Origin of the sequence: Streptomyces sp. NBC_01017 (assembly GCF_045162795.1) — a bacterium.
In the GTDB taxonomy this organism is placed as follows: domain Bacteria; phylum Actinomycetota; class Actinomycetes; order Streptomycetales; family Streptomycetaceae; genus Streptomyces; species Streptomyces machairae.
Genome location: NZ_CP108683.1, coordinates 6,908,036 through 6,922,189, shown reverse-complemented (window position 1 = coordinate 6,922,189; position 14,154 = coordinate 6,908,036). Strand labels below are relative to the sequence as shown.

At 72.4% G+C, this 14,154-nt stretch carries 13 protein-coding genes; 11 read left to right on the top strand and 2 right to left on the bottom strand.

Features of this window, described 5'->3' with window-relative positions:
• Window positions 1–367: 367 nt before the first annotated feature.
• The 3 genes from OG331_RS31765 (at window position 368) to OG331_RS31755 (ending at window position 1,470) form a co-directional block, all read left to right on the top strand.
• Window positions 368–706 carry a hypothetical protein gene (locus OG331_RS31765; RefSeq protein WP_406202518.1) on the top strand — a complete coding sequence of 113 codons (339 nt, stop codon included), beginning with the start codon at window positions 368–370 and terminating at the stop codon, window positions 704–706.
• 61 nt (window positions 707–767) lie between these two features.
• A complete protein-coding gene (locus tag OG331_RS31760; protein ID WP_383246161.1) occupies window positions 768–1,088 on the top strand; it encodes a hypothetical protein in 321 nt (106 codons plus the stop codon).
• Between the two features lie 61 nt (window positions 1,089–1,149).
• Window positions 1,150–1,470, top strand: a complete 321-nt coding sequence (locus OG331_RS31755; RefSeq protein WP_383246158.1) for a hypothetical protein — start codon at window positions 1,150–1,152, stop codon at window positions 1,468–1,470.
• A 315-nt stretch (window positions 1,471–1,785) separates the two neighbouring features.
• On the opposite strand, the gene OG331_RS31750 is transcribed toward OG331_RS31755, so the two are convergent.
• Window positions 1,786–2,091 (bottom strand): hypothetical protein, encoded by a 306-nt coding sequence (locus OG331_RS31750; protein WP_406210408.1) that lies wholly within the window; start codon window positions 2,089–2,091, stop codon window positions 1,786–1,788.
• A gap of 323 nt (window positions 2,092–2,414) precedes the next feature.
• Between OG331_RS31750 and OG331_RS31745 the strand changes: the two genes are divergently transcribed.
• From OG331_RS31745 to OG331_RS31710, 8 genes are read left to right on the top strand one after another with little or no spacing between them, the layout of a single operon-like run.
• Entirely contained in the window at window positions 2,415–3,554 is a 1,140-nt protein-coding gene (locus OG331_RS31745; RefSeq protein ID WP_406202515.1) for a glycosyltransferase, read from the top strand.
• A complete protein-coding gene (locus OG331_RS31740; protein WP_406202513.1) occupies window positions 3,551–5,014 on the top strand; it encodes a sugar transferase in 1,464 nt (487 codons plus the stop codon). The genes OG331_RS31745 and OG331_RS31740 overlap by 4 nt, the downstream gene beginning before the upstream one ends.
• A gap of 6 nt (window positions 5,015–5,020) precedes the next feature.
• On the top strand, window positions 5,021–6,355 hold the full coding sequence (locus tag OG331_RS31735) for an O-antigen ligase family protein (RefSeq protein ID WP_406202511.1): 1,335 nt from the start codon (window positions 5,021–5,023) through the stop codon (window positions 6,353–6,355).
• Window positions 6,352–8,133, top strand: a complete 1,782-nt coding sequence (gene murJ, locus OG331_RS31730; protein ID WP_406202509.1) for a murein biosynthesis integral membrane protein MurJ — start codon at window positions 6,352–6,354, stop codon at window positions 8,131–8,133. Before OG331_RS31735 ends, murJ begins: the two co-directional genes overlap by 4 nt.
• On the top strand, window positions 8,123–8,914 hold the full coding sequence (locus OG331_RS31725) for a polysaccharide deacetylase family protein (protein ID WP_406202507.1): 792 nt from the start codon (window positions 8,123–8,125) through the stop codon (window positions 8,912–8,914). The genes murJ and OG331_RS31725 overlap by 11 nt, the downstream gene beginning before the upstream one ends.
• The gene (locus tag OG331_RS31720) at window positions 8,911–10,053 is read left to right on the top strand and encodes a glycosyltransferase (RefSeq protein ID WP_406202505.1); all 1,143 of its coding nucleotides are present in this window, start codon (window positions 8,911–8,913) and stop codon (window positions 10,051–10,053) included. Before OG331_RS31725 ends, OG331_RS31720 begins: the two co-directional genes overlap by 4 nt.
• Entirely contained in the window at window positions 10,050–10,727 is a 678-nt protein-coding gene (locus OG331_RS31715) for a lipopolysaccharide biosynthesis protein (protein WP_406202503.1), read from the top strand. The genes OG331_RS31720 and OG331_RS31715 overlap by 4 nt, the downstream gene beginning before the upstream one ends.
• The gene (locus OG331_RS31710; RefSeq protein WP_406202501.1) at window positions 10,724–11,878 is read left to right on the top strand and encodes a GNAT family N-acetyltransferase; all 1,155 of its coding nucleotides are present in this window, start codon (window positions 10,724–10,726) and stop codon (window positions 11,876–11,878) included. The genes OG331_RS31715 and OG331_RS31710 overlap by 4 nt, the downstream gene beginning before the upstream one ends.
• Window positions 11,879–11,911: 33 nt before the next feature.
• On the opposite strand, the gene OG331_RS31705 is transcribed toward OG331_RS31710, so the two are convergent.
• Entirely contained in the window at window positions 11,912–13,837 is a 1,926-nt protein-coding gene (locus OG331_RS31705) for an AMP-dependent synthetase/ligase (RefSeq protein WP_406202499.1), read from the bottom strand.
• Window positions 13,838–14,154 lie beyond the last annotated feature (317 nt).

Genomic DNA, 14,154 nt, shown 5'->3' with positions numbered 1-14,154 from the left:
CCGGTTCTCGACAGCCGGAGGCCTTAGGTAGGCCGGACGCTGGATCCGGACCGCAGCGCCACCTCCGCACATGGCGGGCCCGCAAGCCCCCTGGCACCCGCGAACCATTGTCCCGGCCCACCGGCCCGCACCCTGTCGGTGGGCCGGACGCATGTCGGCGCCCGTTCTGAACTGCGCCATTCAGCAAACGATCCAAGGCATTTCATGGAAGACCGCGCGGATTACCGCTCGACTCCCGGCGGACACTCGGCATTGCGCCATCCGATGGAATCTAGCCGCGTTTGAATGTTTCCACCGTGACTTATGCATGCATATACGGGTTTCCTTTTCGTAAGCGTGCGCAACCGTGAATTCAGGAAGGAACCAAGTGCCCAAGAAGTTCGCGGTCATCACGGCCCTCGCCCTCAGCACCGTCGTCGGCAGCGCCGGCATTGCCTCTGCCGGCGGCTACCCGAGCAGCGGCGGCGACACCACCACCGTCAAGGGCGGTAGCGGTTTCTCGTCGTCCCCGGTCGTCGTGAACGAGCCCCAGCAGGGTGTTCTCATCTCCAACGGGACCCTCGTCGACCTTCGCTGCGCCGTGCCGTGGTCGAACGGCGCCGTCCTCGCCGCCACGATCGCGCCGAACTCGAAGTACGTCGGCTGCAACACCGGCAAGATCGAGCAGGCCCGCAACTCCGTCCACAAGGGCGGCCTGCTGTTCTGACCCCTGCTCCGAGAAATTCGAAGCAGGCAAACACCAAGCGCAGCCCGGAAAGGCTCAGCACATGCTTAACAAGGTTACGGCCATTTCCGCTCTCGCCGCGGGCATCGCCCTCGCGACCGGCGGCACCGCCGCGGCCGACAGCAACACCACCACGGTCAAGGGCGGTAGCGGTTTCTCGTCGTCCCCGGTCGTCGTCAACGCGCCCCAGCAGGGTGTGCTCATCGTCAATGGCACCCTCGTCGACGCTCGCTGCGCCGTGCCGTGGTCCAACGGAGCCGTCCTCGCCGCAACCCTCGCGCCGAACTCGAAGTACGTCGGCTGCAACACCGGCGACATCAAGCAGGGCCGCAACGAGATCCACAACGGCGGCCTGCTGTTCTGACCCCTGCTCCGAACCATTCGAAGCAGGTAATCCTCAAAACGCAGCCCGGAAAGGCTCAATCATGCGTAACAAGGTTACGGCCATTTCCGCCATCGCCGCGGGCATCGTCCTCGCGACCGGCGGCACTGCGGCGGCCGACACTGACACCACCACCGTCAAGGGCGGTAGCGGCTTCTCGTCGTCCCCGGTCGTCGTCAACGACCCGCAGCAGGGTCTCGCCATCGTCAACGGCACCCTGATCGACGGTCGCTGCATCGCCCCGTGGTCGAACGGCGCCGTCCTCGCCGCGACCATCGCGCCGAACTCGAAGTACGTCGGCTGCAACACCGGCAAGGTCGAGCAGGCCCGCAACTCCGCGCACCTCGGCGGCCTCCTGTTCTGATCTGTGCTTCACCCCATGGCGGTCCGCCGGTATGCCGGCGGACCGCCATAGGCGTGTCCGCGCCCCTTCTGATCCAGAGCTTCTGGTCCAGAGCCTCTGGCACAAAACCTTGGGCCCTGTCTGCGTCAGCGTGCAGACAGGGCCCAAGGTCAAGGAGCGCCAGCAAGGAGGAGGAAAGAGCGCCCATTCAATGGGTCCAACTGAGTTGCTCCGCCTCCGGTCACTCCGAATCCTCCATTTGGCCCAAGCCGAAGGGCCGGCTCCGAGTTCGGAGCCGGCCCTTCGACATAAAGGAACGAATGGTCTACCTGATGCCTACCGAAGCGGAAGTCCACCGAGCAGCTGGCCGTCGACGGGGTTCGGCAGGGCACCGCCGATGACGGGCGTCTTCACGACGCCCTGCGACTTCATGCCCTTCTTCACGTTGTCCGCCGTGCGCTTCACGTTGTTCCCCACGTAGCCCGTCGGCACCTTGGCGGCGGAGGGGAGGCTGCGGGCGACCGTCTTCCCGTTGTCGACGAGGCCCGCCGCCGGCATGTTCACCGCGGAGGCGGCGGGCACGGCGGCACCGGCGATGGCGAGGGAGCCGACGACGACGGCAGCAGCCTTCAGGTTCTTCATCATGTTCCTTTCCAGGAAAATCATCTTCGGTAACTCGCGTTCTCCTGGGCTAACGATGGCTACGCCGCTCTGGAAACTCTGCCGCCGCCAACTTCCGGGAACTCATACGAGAAGACCGATCGGCGGCTGCTGCGCAACCGCAGCGGGTCCGAATGGGTGATCCCCTGCGAGAAACAACTCCGAAAACGTCATCATTCCAACACACTTGACTGCTTCTCGGATAAGTATGGATAAGTGGCTGGTGTTGCTCGTCTCTTTGGTCCAGTAAGCCACACGTCGTGTCGCTGGTTCGGACTCTTTTCCTCGGAAGGGCAGCCACGGTCATGCGCATTACGCCGCACATCCTGCATGTGGCCCAGCCCGTCGAGGGCGGTGTCGCTCGGGTCGTGACGGACCTGGTGGCGGCTCAACTGGCCGCGGGGCTACGGGTGACCGTGGCCTGTCCGCGGGGCGGCACCCTGACCGACGCCCTGCGGACGCTGGGCTGCACCGTGCGCCGCTGGGAAGCGACCCGCTCGCCGGGGTACCGACTCCCGGCGGAGGTACGGCAGTTGGCCCGGCTGTGCGGCGATGTGCGGCCCGACCTGGTGCACGCGCACAGCGCGAAGGCAGGGCTCGCGGCCCGGCTCGCGGTGCGCGGTGCCCTGCCGACCGTGTTCCAGCCGCACGCCTGGTCGTTCGAGGCCGCGGAGGGACTCGTCGCGCGTGTGGCGCTCGACTGGGAGCGTTTCGGGGCGCGTTGGGCGGCACGCGTGCTGTGCGTGAGCGAGGCCGAGCGGCTCACCGGGGTACGGGCGGGCATCACCGCCCCGTGGCGGGTGGTCCCCAACGGGGTCGACACCCACAGGTTCCGGCCGGAGGGAGACAGCGCACGGTCCGGGGCCGGCCCGCTGGTCGTCTGCGTGGGCCGGCTGTGCCGTCAGAAGGGGCAGGACGTGCTCCTGGCGGCCTGGCCCGAGGTGGTGCGGCAGGTGGCCGGGGCGCGGCTGGTGCTGGTCGGCGACGGCCCGGACGCCGACCGGCTGCGTGCCGGTGCGCCCGCTTCGGTGGAGTTCGCCGGCACCACGACCGACACCGCGCTGTGGTACCGGGCCGCCGATGTCGTGGTGCTGCCGTCGCGCTGGGAGGGCATGGCGCTCGCCCCGCTGGAGGCCATGGCGTGTGCCCGGCCGGTCGTCGTCACGGACGTGGACGGAGCGGGCGAGAGCCTTCCGCCCGGCCATCTGCCGTCATGTCTGGTGCCGCCGGACGACCCGGCCGCACTGGCACGGGCGCTCACCGCGCTGCTGCTCGACGAGCCGCTGCGCGCGGCGCTGGGCGCCCAGGGCCGCGCGCATGTGCTCGCCGGCCACGATCTGCGGCACGCCACGGACGCCGTGAGCGACGTCTACCGCGAGCTGCTCGACCTCGTCACCGCGCAGGTCGTCGGACCCAACGAGGGCAGGAAGTGCATCACCACATGACCGCGGACAGCACCGTTGCCTCACCGGGGCAGCAGCGGGCGCCCGAGGGCGCCGTCACCGTCCTTGCCCCGCGCGGCCTCACCGCCGGACGCCGGGGGCCCGCCGGACGGGAAGCCCGTCGTCCGCACCGGACCTCCCGGGTGCCTCTGTGGCTCGTCGACGGCGGCGGCGTCCTGCTGGGGGCCTGGGTCCTGCCCGCATCTCACAGGTACCCGCTGGTCATCGCCCTGCTCGCGCTCGGTGTGCTCGTGCTGAACCGACGGGCCGCGCTGTACGACACCCTCGTCGTCCCCGGCGCCCTCGACGAACTGCCCGCCGTCTGTGGCCGGATCGCCGTCGGCTGGGCGGCCGTCGTCGCGCTCTCCCCGCTACGGTCGCTCGCACCGGCCGTGCTGGTCACCGCCGTCGTCGTGCACTGCGCGGCGGCCTGTGCGGGCCGGGCGACGGTGCACGCGCTCCGGCGCCGGGCACTGCGGCGCCGGCCCTGCCCCGCCCTGGTGGTCGGCCCCGTCGCGACAGCACGGCGGGTCTCGGCCGCGCTGCTGCGCCAACCGGACTGCGGAGTACGGCCGGTGGGTCTCGTCGCCGACGACCCGGAGTTCCTCGGCGAGACCGACTCAGAGCCCGGACTGCCGGTGCTCACCACGGCGTTGGAGGCACGCCGGGCGGCGATCCAGAACGGGGTGGAGGAGGTGCTCGTGGTGGGCGCCGGCACCCGGGAGGAGAAGGCCGCCGTGCTGCGGGCGCTGGCCGCGTACGGATGCGCGCTGTGGGAGCTCGACGCGGACCCGGCGTCGTACGGACTCGGCGGGCACCGCCAGGGGGCGGGGCAGTTGGCCGGCTTCTCGCGCAGGTTGCTGGGTCCGGAGCGCGGGCTGCGGCGCGGGAGCGTGGGCAAGCGGGTGCTGGACGTGGTGCTGTCGGGGGCGCTGCTCGTGCTGGCCGGCCCGGTGCTGCTGGTGTGCGCGGTCGTGCTGCGGGCGATGGACGGGCCCGGCGTGGTGTTCCGGCAGGAGCGGATCGGCAAGGACGGGCGGCCGTTCACGATGCTGAAGCTGCGCACGCACCGGCCGGCGAGCGACCACGAGGCGGCGACGCGCTGGAGCGTGGCGAACGAGCAGGACATGAGCGCGTTCTGTCACTTCCTGCGCCGCACCTCGCTGGACGAGCTGCTCCAGCTGTGGAACGTCTTCCGCGGGGACATGAGCCTGGTCGGGCCCAGACCCGAACGGCCCTTCTTCGTCGCGAAGTTCAGCCAGGCCCATCCGGGCTATCCGGCCCGCCACCGCATGCGGACCGGTATCACCGGGCTCGCGCAGATCCACGGACTGCGCGGGGACACCTCGATCGAGGACCGGTGCCGCTACGACAACGCCTACATCGACAACTGGTCGCTGTGGCAGGACGTCTGCATCCTGCTGCGCACGGCGGCACAGTTCGTCCGGCCGACGGGGAGCTGAGCACCGGTGACCACTTCCGCGGCACCTTCGCCCGCGTTCGCGCTGCCGTGGCCGGCGGTGCGCCGGGTCCGGTCCGTCCTGCCCGTCCTGCCGGTCGTGGCGGTCGTCGTCCTGCTGGGGCTTCCCGTCACGCCGGGCAGGGCCGCGACGCCCGCCGACGCCGCCTCCGCACTGGCCGTGCTGTGTGCCGTCGTCCACGCCGTACGGCAGGCGCGGGCGCCGCTGACGCGGACGGCCGCGGTGGTGTTCGGGCTGCCCGTGGTGGGCATCGCGGTCGCCGCGGCGGGGGCGGTGACCACCGGCGACGCGTTCGCCGGACTGGCGCGCTATCTGCAGGTGTTCGTGCTGGTCCCGATCGCCGTGCTGCTGCTGGTGCGCGACCGGCAGGGCGCCCGGCTGTTGCTGTGGTCGCTGGTCGGCCTCGCGCTGTGGCAGGGCGGAATCGGCGTGCGCCAGTACCTCACCGGGACCGGGGCGTCGTATCAGGGAGCCGACATCCGGGCGGTGGGCACGTTCGGGCCGTCCGACGTGATGGGGATGGCGACCGTCGTGTCGCTCGGGATGGTGGCCGCGATCGGGCTCGCCCTCGGGACGAGGGCACGGCGGCAGCAGGTCGTGGCAACCGCGTGCGCGCTCGCGCTGCTCCTGCCGCTCGCGCTGTCCTTCAGCCGGGGGGCCTGGATCGCGACCGCGCTCACCTGCGGTGTGCTGCTGTTGCTGGCCGGGGTGCGGCGGGCGGCGCTCGTGTTCGCGGCGGTGGCCGCGGTCTGCGTGGTGCTGGTGGGCGGGCTCGGTCTGGGCGCCACGGCGTTGGAGGAGCGGCTGACCAGCATCACCCAGGTCGCCGACGCGCCGGACCAGTCGGTCGTCGACCGCTACACCATGTGGGCCGCGGCGGGCGACATGTGGAGCGGGCACCCGGTGACGGGCGTCGGGCTGAAGGCCTTTCCCGCACACCGGGACGGCCACGCGTCGCTCGCGCTGTCGTCCGGCAGCGAGACGGGAGGGGCGGGCCAGGCGTACCGCCGCCAGCCGCTGCTCTCCCCGCACAACATGTACCTGCTGATCCTCAGCGAACAGGGCCTGCTGGGCCTGCTCACGGTCGCGGGCAGCTGGCTGGCCCTGCTGCTGTTCGCACTGCGCCGGCTGCGCCGCACCGTTCGCGCCCGTGACTGCGCTCTGCCTGCCTGCGGTCTCCTGCTCTGGCAGCTCGTCAACTTCCTGTACGCCGACATCGGCGGCCCCGCCACCATCCTGACGGGCATCTGCCTGGGCCTCGCGGCGTGGTGGGCGCTGGCCGCCCGGGACGGGGCGGCGACAGCAGAAGCGAGCCCGCGATGACCGCCCACCCGGCGACGACGGGGGGCGCCCCCGACGGCGCGCCCGACGCCGAGGGTGCGCCTTGGCCGGACGGTCACGTCGCCGACTCGACCGGCATCAGCAACCCGCGACCGGTGGAGGACCGCCCTCACGATGCGCCGGCCGTCCCCGAGGGCCGGGGCGACATCCCGGCGGCCCGCCGGGGCAGTGCTCCCTCGGGGCGGTTTCTCGCCAGGGCGACCCTGTTGTCGGCCGCGTTGTCGATGGCCGCGGCGCTTCTGGGGCTCGGGCGGGATCAGGCGCTTGCGCATCTGTTCGGGGCCGGGGCGGAGACCGACGCGTTTCTGGTCGCCTGGACGGTGCCGGAGATGGCGTCGACGCTGCTGATCGAGGACGGCATGGCGTTCGTGCTGGTGCCGGCGTTCAGCATGGCGCTGGCTCAGCGGGCGCGCGGAACCGGCGGGCCCGACCCCGTGCGGGCCCTGATCTCCGCCTCGTTGCCGCGGCTGTGCCTCGCCCTCGCCGGTACGGCCGCCTTGTTCGCGGCCGGGGCGCCGCTGCTGGTCTCCGTCCTCGCGCCGGGCCTGTCCGACCCGTCGCTGGCCGTGTCCTGCACCCGGCTGACCGCGACCTGCGTCCTGAGCTTCGGGCTCGCCGGGTACTGCAGCGCGGCGCTGCGGGCCCACCGCAACTACCTCGCACCGGGCGCGATCTACATCGCGTACAACATCGCGATCATCGCCACGATGCTCGTCATCGGCGAGAGCTGGGGCGTACGGTCCGCCGCGCTCGGTGTCGCGATCGGCGGGTGCCTCATGGCCGTCGTACAGGCGCCGCCTCTGTGGCGGCGGATCGCCGGGCGCGACGAGCGGTCCGCGACGGACTCCGGGTCCGAGTACGACGGGGACCGTGGCCGGTCCGTCGTGCCGGCCCTCGTCTGTGCCGTCCTGCTCTTCGCGCTGTGCCGGCAGTCGCAGGTGCTCATCGAGCGGTACTTCGCCTCCGGGCTGCCCGCCGGTGCCATCTCGCACCTCAACTACGCCCAGAAGATCGCCCAGTTGCCGATGTCGCTGTCGATGATGGTGTGCGTCGTCACCTTCCCGGTGGTGGCGCGGGCCATCGCCGAGGGCGACAATCGGCGGGCCGGCGACCGGGTCGAGCGGGACCTGGCGCTGATGGCCTCCATCGTGCTGCTCGGCGCCGCCGTGGTCGTGGCCTGCGCGCCGCAGATCGTCCAACTGCTGTTCCAGCGCGGCGCGTTCACCGCGCAGGACACCGCCGCGACCGCCGCCGTCATGCGGGTCTACGCGGTCGGACTGCTCGGGCACACGCTGGTGGGGGCGCTGGTGCGGTCGTACTTCTCGACCGGCCGGATCACCTGGTTCCCGCTCGGCGCGATGGGCGCGGGCGCGCTCGCCACCGTCGTCCTCAGCGCCTGGGCCGTGGACCCGTGGGGTGCACGCGGCATCGCCGCGGCCAACGCCGCCGGCATCACCCTCACCGCGCTGCTCCTGCTGCACGGGCTGGGGCCCCGCGCCGTGCCCGTGCACGTCCGACGGGTCGGCGCCGAACTGGCCCGGCTGGTGTACGCGGCCGTGTGCGCAGGCGGAGCCGGGCTGGTCTGCGCGGAGCTGTTCGACTCGCCCGCGGCGGCCGTCGCCGTCTGCTGCATGTGCGTGACCGGCGTGTTCCTGCTGCTGGCCCGGCTCCTCGACACGGCCGGCGTCCGGTCCCTCCTGCTTCCCGTCACGCACTTCGTCCGTAGCTCCGTCACACGAAAGCCTCGCCATGGTCGCTGACATCTCCGCCGCGCCCCGCGCGGACGCACCCGACACCGAAACAGCCGTGGGGGGACGCCCGAGACGGCGTGCCGCCGCCTGGGTGGCCATGTACCACTCGGTCTCGGACTGCCCGGACGACCCGTACAACATCACCGTCACACCGGAGCGACTGGACAGACAGCTCGCCTGGCTGGCCGGCCGCGGCCTGCGCGGGGTGAGCGTGCGCGAGCTGCTCGCGGCGCGCGCCCGGGGCACGGAGCGCGGCCTGGTGGGGCTCACCTTCGACGACGGGTACACCGACTTCGTCACCACGGCCATGCCGTTGCTGCGCCGTCGGAGCTTCACCGCCACCGTGTTCGTGCTGTCCGGGCTCCTCGGCGGCGAGAACAGCTGGGAGCGGACCGGCCCGCGCAAACCGCTGCTCGACGTGGACGACGTCCAGCACGCCGCCGCCGCGGGCATGGAGATCGCCTCGCACGGGCTGACCCACGTCGATCTGACCATGGCGACCGACCAGGTGCTGCACACCGAGGTCAACGACAGCCGGCACCGGCTCGCCGCCATCACCGGCGGCGACATCGAGGGCTTCTGCTACCCGTACGGCCACCTCGACCGGCGTGCCACCGACGCGGTGCGCCGGGCCGGCTACGGCTACGCCTGTGCCATCGCCCCCGGCCCGGCCGGCTCCGGCGACTTCGCGCTGCCCCGCATCCACATGGGGCAGGCGGACACCTCGGTGCGGCTGGAGCTGAAGCGACGCCTGGCCCGGGTCCACGGCCGTGCCCTGGAGGCCGTGTGAGGGCCCTGCACGTCATCACCGGCCTCGGCGTGGGCGGAGCGGAACAGCAGCTGCGTCTGCTGCTGCGGCATCTCCCCGCGCAGTGCGACGTGGTGGCACTGACCAACCCCGGCCCGGTCGCCGCGGGTCTGGCCGCCGACGGGGTCCGCGTCACCCACCTCGGGATGGACGGCAACCGCGACCTCGGCGCGCTGCCCCGGCTCGCCCGGCTGATCCGCGCGGGGCGCTACGACCTGGTGCACACCCACCTGTACCGGGCCTGTCTCTACGGCCGGATCGCGGCGCGGCTCGCGGGCGTCGGGACCGTCGTGGCCACCGAGCACTCCATCGGCGACACCCGACTGGAGGGCCGCCCGCTGACCGTCGGCGTCCGTGCGCTGTACCTGGCCGGCGAGCGCCTCGGCCACACCACCGTGGCCGTCTCGCCGACGGTGGCGGAACGGCTGCGGCACTGGGGTGTGCCCGGGCCGCGCATCCGGGTCATCCCGAACGGCATCGACGCGCCCCGGTTCCGCTACGACGAGGTGCGCCGCAAGGAGGCCCGGGCGTTCCACGGGCTGCCGCCGGACGCGTACGTCGTCGGCGGGGTGGGGCGCCTGACGCCGGGCAAGCGCTTCGACCTGCTGGTGCAGGCACTGCCCGAACTGCCGGGTGATGTACGGCTGTTGCTGGTCGGCGGCGGCCCGGAGGAGGCGGCGCTGCTGCGTACCGCGCGGGCGCTGGGCGTCGTGGACCGGGTGGTGCTGGCGGGCGAGCGGCCGTATCTGCCCGGCCCCGGCGACGAAGCGCCCGGACTGGTCGCCCTGCTGTCCGCCATGGACGTGCTCGCCTCGCCGTCGCCGCAGGAGTCGTTCGGCCTGGCCGTGGTGGAGGCCCTGGCTGCCGGGCTGCCCGTGCTGTACGCGAGTTGCCCCGCCGTCGAAGACCTGCCGCCGGACGCGGCGCCCGGTGCCCGGCGCGTCCGGGGCGGCGCCGAGGCGTACGCGCGGGAACTGCTGCAGCTGCGGGCGGCGGGACCGGCCGAGCGGACCGTCCCGGACGTCGTCCACCGCTATGACATCGAGCGCACCGCACGCCAACTGATGGATCTGTACACGGACGCTCTGTCCGGCTCGAACCTGGAAGCGAGTTCCTCATGACTGACAACCCCGAAGAGGCTGCCCGGCCGTTCGACCGTACGCGCGCACGCGTGACGCGGCTGTCCTCGTGGTGGTGGCTGCCGGCCGCCGCACTGGTCGGCGCCGCGGCAGGTGGCGCGTACGGCCAGCTCAAGCCGCCGCAGTACACGGCCACGAGCTCCGTCGTCGCCGTGCCGAACGGCACCACCGAGGCCGACTGCACCGACGCGCTCGGCTTCGCGCAGGCGTACGGCCGCGTGGCCACCCAGCTCGCGGTGCTCTCGGACGCGCAGATGTGGGCGGGCGTGCCCGTCTCGACGCTGCGCGAGAACGTGGAGGTGGCGACCTCGCCGGACGCGCCGATGGTGGCGATCTCGGCGACCTCGTCGAAGCCCGGCCAGGCCGTCGACATCGCCAATGCGGTGTCCCGCGCGCTGATCACCGAGGCGGACCACACCAAGGCCCGCACCGGCATCCGGCTCGAGCGCCTCTCCCGTGCGCTCAAGCCCACCGATCCGTCCTCGGCCTCGCCGGCGCTGACTTCGCTCGTGGGCGCGAGCGCCGGTGGCCTGCTGGGCGGCCTCGTGCTGCTGGCCCGGCCGCGGCGGACGCCGGACGGGGACGACGACGACCGCAGCCGCGCCTCCGTACCCGGCCCGGCCGGTGCCGCCGACGCGCGCGGGACCCTTGGGTGACCGGGCAGGGGCGCGCGCTGTCGGTGGAGGTCTGCACCGACGAGCGCGCCTTCGGAGAGCTGACCGAGGACTGGGAGCGACTGCGCGGGGCGTGCCCGTCCGCGACGGCGTTCCAGAGCCACGCCTGGCTGCACTCGTGGTGGCTGTCGTACGGCAGACCCGGCCGGCTGCGGGTCGTTCTGGTGCGCCGGCACGGTGAACTGGTGGCGGCGGCCCCGCTGATGCGGGTGCACCACCCGCTGCCGGCGCTGGTGCCGATCGGCGGCACCATCACCGACTTCTGCGATGTGCTCATCGACGAGGAGGAGGCCGCAGCGGGCGCCGGGGCACTGGCCGACGCCCTGGCCGGCCTGGCGCGCACCGCCCTGGTCGACTTCGGTGAGGTGCGGCCGGGCGGTGCGATGGAGCGGGTCTACCTGTGCTGGCGCGGCCCGCGGCGCCGGATGAACGACTCGGTGTGCCTGGACCTGCCCGCCGTCCCCATGACCGAGCTGATCGGGCGGCTGCCGACGGGGCGTGCGCGGCGGATCCGCAGCAAGGTGAACCAGTTCACCCGGCTCGGCATCGAATGGCGCGTCGCGCGCCACGACGAGACCGAGGCCGCGCTGCGCCGGCTCCTCGAACTGCACCGCAAGCAGTGGCAGGGCAGGCAGGTGACCTCGGAGCACCTGCGGCCGAGGTTCCTGGAGCACCTGGTCCGGGCGGCGGTCCCGATGGCCCGGTCAGGTGCGGCCGTGGCGACGGAGTTCCTGCTCGAGGGCACCGTCGTGGCGGTCAATCTGACGCTGCTCTCGGGCCGCCTGACGGGCATGTACATGTACGGCTTCGACCCGCTGCTGCGGGAGCGCAGGGTGGACGTGGCGACGATGCTGCTGCACGCGTCCACCCGGGATCTGGAGTCGGGCGGGCAGTTCGCGCCCGACTCCGCGCGGACGCTGAGCCTGCTGCGCGGGGAGGAGTCGTACAAGTACCGCTGGTGTCCCGAGAGGGTCCTCAACCAGCGGTTCCTGCTGGCCCGGCGCCGCACCGCCCCGCTGCTGGCGGCGGCCGTGGCCGAGGCGGCGACGCGGCGCCGGGCCAAGCGGCTCCTGCGGCGCGATGCCGCGGCGGCGGAAGGGGCGCCGCAGGGGGGTGGCGCCGCGGCCACGTGAGACTGCTTCAACGGGGTGCGGTCGAGGGGACGCTCAGTTGCCGTACAGCTCCTCGATCTCGGCCGCGTACGCCTTCGTCACCGCATGCCGCTTGACCTTGAGGGACGGGGTGAGCATGCCGTTGTCCTCGTTGAACTCGCCCTCGATCAGGGCGAAGGCGCGGATCGACTCGGCACGGGAGACGGCCTCGTTGGCGTGGTCGACGGCCCTTTGGACGTCGGCGCGCATCCGGGGGTCCTGGATCACCTCGGACATCGGGGTGCCGGCGGGCATCTTTCGTACGGCGAGCCAGTGGCTCACGGCGTCCGGGTCGAGGGTGACCAGGGCGCCGATGAAGGGGCGGTTGTCGCCGACGACCAGGCACTGGCCGATCGGTGCGCGGCTGCGCAGGCGGTCCTCCAGGACGGCCGGGGAGACGTTCTTGCCGCCGGAGGTGACGAGGATGTCCTTCTTGCGGCCGGTGATCGTGAGGTAGCCGTCCTCGTCGAGGGCACCGAGGTCGCCGGTGGCGAACCAGTCGCCCTGGAGGACGGCGTCGGTGGCGGCCGGGTTGTTCCAGTACGAGCCGAAGACGATGCCGCCCTTGATGAGCACCTCGCCGTCGTCGGCTATGCGCACGGCGGTGCCGGGGACGGGTTGGCCGACCGTGCCGGGGCGGGGGCGCAGGGGCGGGACGATGGTGGCGGCGGCGGTCGTCTCCGTCAGGCCGTAGCCCTCGTAGACGAGGATGCCGGCGGCGTAGAAGAACAGGTTGAGGTTGCGGTCGAGGGGGGAGCCGCCGCTGATGGCGTAGCGCATCCGGCCGCCGAGTTCCTTGCGGACCCGGCGGTAGACCAGGAGGTCGTACAGGGCCCAGGCCGCGTAGAGGGCGGGGCCTGGGCCCTTGCCCTGGTCGAGGAACTTGTTCAGGTAGGCCTCGCCGAAGCGGACGGCTGTGCGGTCGGCGCGGTCGAAGGAGGCGGCGCGGCCCATCTTCTCCGCCGTCGCGCGGCCGGTGTCGTGGATCTTCTCGAAGAGGTACGGCACACCGACGAGGAAGGTGGGGCGGAACTCCCTCAGCGCCGGACGGAGTTCGTCGGGCTTGATGCTCGGGCAGTGGCCGATCTCGATGCGGGCCATCAGGCAGGCGATCTGGAGCGAGCGGCCGAGGATGTGGGCGAGGGGGAGGAAGAGGAGGGTCGAGGCGGTCTGCCGGGTGACCTCCTTGAAGATGGGGTGCAGCAGTTCGACCGTGTTGGCGGCCTCTGCGTGCAGGTTGGCGTGGGTGAGGACGCAGCCCTTCGGTTTGCCTGTGGTGCCGGACGTGTAGCAGACCGTGGCGATGGTGTCCGGGGTCAGGGCCGTACGGCGCTTGGTGACCTCCTCGTCGGGGACGTCGCGGCCGAGGGTGATGAGGTCGGCGAGGCCGTCCGCGTCCAACTGCCAGGTGTGCGGGGGGTGGGGGTGGGCGGCGGTGCCTGTGGTCACCGTGGTGGTGTTCTCGGCGGTCTCCGTGACGATGTGGCGGGCGCCGGAGTCGCGGACGATCCACTCCACCTGGTCGGCGGCGGAGGTGGCGTAGATGGGGACGGTCTGCGCGCCGGCGGCCCAGATGGCGAAGTCCAGGACGGTCCACTCGTAGCGGGTGCGGGACATCACGGCTACGCGGTCGGCTTGTTCCACGCCTGCGGCTATCAGTCCCTTGGCGACGGCGGTGACTTCGCGGGCGAAGGCGGTGGCGGTGATGGGGTGCCAGGTGCCGTCTTGCTGGGGGCGGCGGAGGACTGTCGCGTCGGGGTCCTCGGTTGCGTTGGTGAAAGGGACGTCGGCGATGCTGCCGGATTGCGCCGGCGGCGCGAGGGGCGGCGTGCTCGCCTCGCGGACCACGCCGTCGGCGTCCTTGACGACCTGGACCCTGGTGCGGTCCATCAGGTCGCTGCGACGCTGCTTCGCTCGCTTCAGGTCCTTGCGTACGCCCATGTCGGCTCCCGGTGCCAGGTGGACTTACTGGGGGGTCAACTTACTCGCGCGTAAGGGAAGGTCAAGCCTCCGGCGGTTGGGGGGATGCCTGCGGCGGCCTGTGCGGGGTGGGTGGGGGTGCGCGTAGCGCCTGCGGGTGTGTGGTGGGTCGGGGCCGTGCCGGGGGGTGTCCGTCCTCGGACCGGCGGTCACCTTAGGCCGGGAGGAACCGCGTGTTGACGCCGGCCACTGCGGGCGGACACCCCCCGGCACGTCCCCTTGCCGCCGTACGCGGGTGCGGCGCCGCGGGGGTACGCCACGACCGCGGTCGCTCCGTC

What these genes read in the sequence shown, in the direction of transcription:
- OG331_RS31740 (WP_406202513.1), top strand. Translation starts at nt 3,551, where the DNA reads ATGACCGCGGACAGCACCGTTGCCTCACCGGGGCAGCAGCGGGCGCCC.
- OG331_RS31705 (WP_406202499.1), bottom strand. Translation starts at nt 13,837, where the DNA reads ATGGGCGTACGCAAGGACCTGAAGCGAGCGAAGCAGCGTCGCAGCGAC.
- OG331_RS31755 (WP_383246158.1), top strand. Translation starts at nt 1,150, where the DNA reads ATGCGTAACAAGGTTACGGCCATTTCCGCCATCGCCGCGGGCATCGTC.
- OG331_RS31715 (WP_406202503.1), top strand. Translation starts at nt 10,050, where the DNA reads ATGACTGACAACCCCGAAGAGGCTGCCCGGCCGTTCGACCGTACGCGC.
- OG331_RS31725 (WP_406202507.1), top strand. Translation starts at nt 8,123, where the DNA reads ATGGTCGCTGACATCTCCGCCGCGCCCCGCGCGGACGCACCCGACACC.
- murJ (WP_406202509.1), top strand. Translation starts at nt 6,352, where the DNA reads ATGACCGCCCACCCGGCGACGACGGGGGGCGCCCCCGACGGCGCGCCC.
- OG331_RS31750 (WP_406210408.1), bottom strand. Translation starts at nt 2,091, where the DNA reads ATGAAGAACCTGAAGGCTGCTGCCGTCGTCGTCGGCTCCCTCGCCATC.
- OG331_RS31760 (WP_383246161.1), top strand. Translation starts at nt 768, where the DNA reads ATGCTTAACAAGGTTACGGCCATTTCCGCTCTCGCCGCGGGCATCGCC.
- OG331_RS31745 (WP_406202515.1), top strand. Translation starts at nt 2,415, where the DNA reads ATGCGCATTACGCCGCACATCCTGCATGTGGCCCAGCCCGTCGAGGGC.